Source organism: Vibrio sp. 2130-1, from assembly GCF_033339515.1.
In genome coordinates, this window is record NZ_JAWOUT010000052.1 from 1 (window position 1) to 1,913 (window position 1,913).

Consider the following 1,913-nt stretch of genomic DNA (forward strand, 5'->3'; position numbering starts at 1 on the left):
ATGCGTTAGGTTTTGTGGTTAAGGTGGTATGCGGGAGCATCGGTATTGCGTTGCTCACACCTTAACAGGGCGTTATGCGTAAATGGAGGAAACATGGAAAATCAGGGCAAGCTGTTCTTCTTCTGTGGCAAGATGGGAGCAGGAAAATCGACTAAATCTAAGGTTGTGGCTGCTGAAAATAATGCAGTCCTAATTTCAGAAGACGACTGGTTGTCAGCTCATTATCCTTCGCAAATTCAAACGTTTGACGACTACATTAAATACTCAAATCTCATAAAGCCTTTCGTTAAAAGTCATGTTCAACGTTTGTTGAATGTTGGGACTAACGTTGTCATGGACTTTCCAGCGAATACTATTAAGCAAAGAGCTTGGTTCGTATCACTGTGTGTCGAAGTAGGTAGTGAACATGAGCTTTGGTATTTAGACTTAACAGATGAGCAATGTTTATCCCAAGTTGCTAAGCGCCGAGTAGAACAACCTGAAAGAGCTATGTTTGACACAGAGGCTGTATTTCATCATGTGACCCAGTATTTTGAAGCTCCAGCAGCGAGTGAAAAACTCAGTCTGGTACGTGTGGGATAATACGCATAACAAAGCGTTTAAGACGGATTCCCAACGCTTGGCATTTTCGGTTTGCTTTGGATTTAGTGTTTACTGCACAATGGTTTAGGTAGGGTGGTAGCGTTGCTCACCACTTAACGCGGCGTTATAGCGCAGCGCAGATTTTGAGGTTTATGTGAATAAAGAGATTGAAATCAGAATCCATGAAATTCGAGAGATTCTAGCCAATTTTGGAAAGTCGGATTTCGATTGGAGGACTGCCTTTTCTAGCTCATCAGGTTTTCCTAATGGCTGTTGTGGCGATGCAACCGATTTAATTGGATTATATCTGTCTAAATACTATGAACTGGAAAGCACTTATGTATGTGGCAAAGGGTTAGGAAATAACCCAAACCAATCACATGCTTGGCTTTTATGCCAAGGCTACATAATCGACATTACTGCGGATCAGTTTAATGCTAAGGGTTATAAATTGGCTTCCGTCATAATTGAAAAGCAAAGCCAATTTCATGATAGCTTTGACACATATAAGAGTCACCCTTTCAGCGCGAATCAGCTAAAAGATACGGGTATTCCGAGCGTTTTAGCAAAGGTTGTCTCTGAGCTGCATAAGTCAAAAGTAGCGCTATAACAATCTGTTTAAGAGTGATTCGCAACGCGTGGCATTTTTACTATGCGTTGTGTTTAGTGGTTAAGGTGGTATGCGGCAACATCGGCATTGCGTTGCTCACACCTTAACAGGGCGTTATGCTCTAGGAGACGATTTTGCTCGATTTATTGAAGAAAGTAGTTCTAGTTAACCTCTCAGCGGCTCTTGTTGTTATCGCTCTAGCCCAGTTTATTCCATTCTTTGCTACAACTCAGTTGGTCGACTTTCTTTTCTTTGTTGTCATCGTCATATGGGTTTTAGCGAAGCTAATGTGGGAAGGTGGTGTCCATAGTAAGACGACGCGGTTAGATGACCCTAGAAGAGATAAAGTTTACAAAATGGTAGAAGGGCATGATTTCGAAAAAGACGAACGAGAGCACTATCGAATGAACTACCAAACAGGCTTAGTTTTCTTCATAGCGGGTCTACCAGCGTTTATTGCTTGTTTAGTCCTTCAATTTCTTTGAGTACGAGCATAACAAAGCGTTTAAGACAGATTCGCAACGCTCGGCATTTTTGGTTTGCTTTGATTTTAGTGTTTACGGCACAATAGTTTAGGTTCGGTGGTTAGCGTTGCTCACTACTTAACGCGGCGTTAGCTGTTTAAGGAAAAAATGAGAAAATATGATAAGCCGCTATTCTGGCTGTATATAAAAACAAGAGACTCGTTGTTGTCATCTTTTAAGGGCTTTCTGGGAATGCT

3 protein-coding genes are annotated in these 1,913 nt (G+C 41.6%); all 3 read left to right on the plus strand.

Annotation, left to right across the window (positions count from 1 at the left end):
- The first annotated feature begins 93 nt into the window (after nt 1-93).
- The 3 genes from R7Q09_RS24130 to R7Q09_RS24140 all read left to right on the plus strand — a co-directional run bounded on the left by R7Q09_RS24130 (nt 94) and on the right by R7Q09_RS24140 (nt 1,677).
- A complete protein-coding gene (locus R7Q09_RS24130) occupies nt 94-582 on the plus strand; it encodes an AAA family ATPase (protein ID WP_228097517.1) in 489 nt (162 codons plus the stop codon).
- Nucleotides 583-736: 154 nt separating this feature from the next.
- On the plus strand, nt 737-1,192 hold the full coding sequence (locus tag R7Q09_RS24135) for a hypothetical protein (RefSeq protein WP_114867637.1): 456 nt from the start codon (nt 737-739) through the stop codon (nt 1,190-1,192).
- A 134-nt stretch (nt 1,193-1,326) separates the two neighbouring features.
- A complete protein-coding gene (locus tag R7Q09_RS24140) occupies nt 1,327-1,677 on the plus strand; it encodes a hypothetical protein (protein WP_318071322.1) in 351 nt (116 codons plus the stop codon).
- Nucleotides 1,678-1,913 lie beyond the last annotated feature (236 nt).

Coding starts and splice junctions, on each gene's coding strand:
- R7Q09_RS24130 (WP_228097517.1), top strand. CDS start 94: ATGGAAAATCAGGGCAAGCTGTTCTTCTTCTGTGGCAAGATGGGAGCA.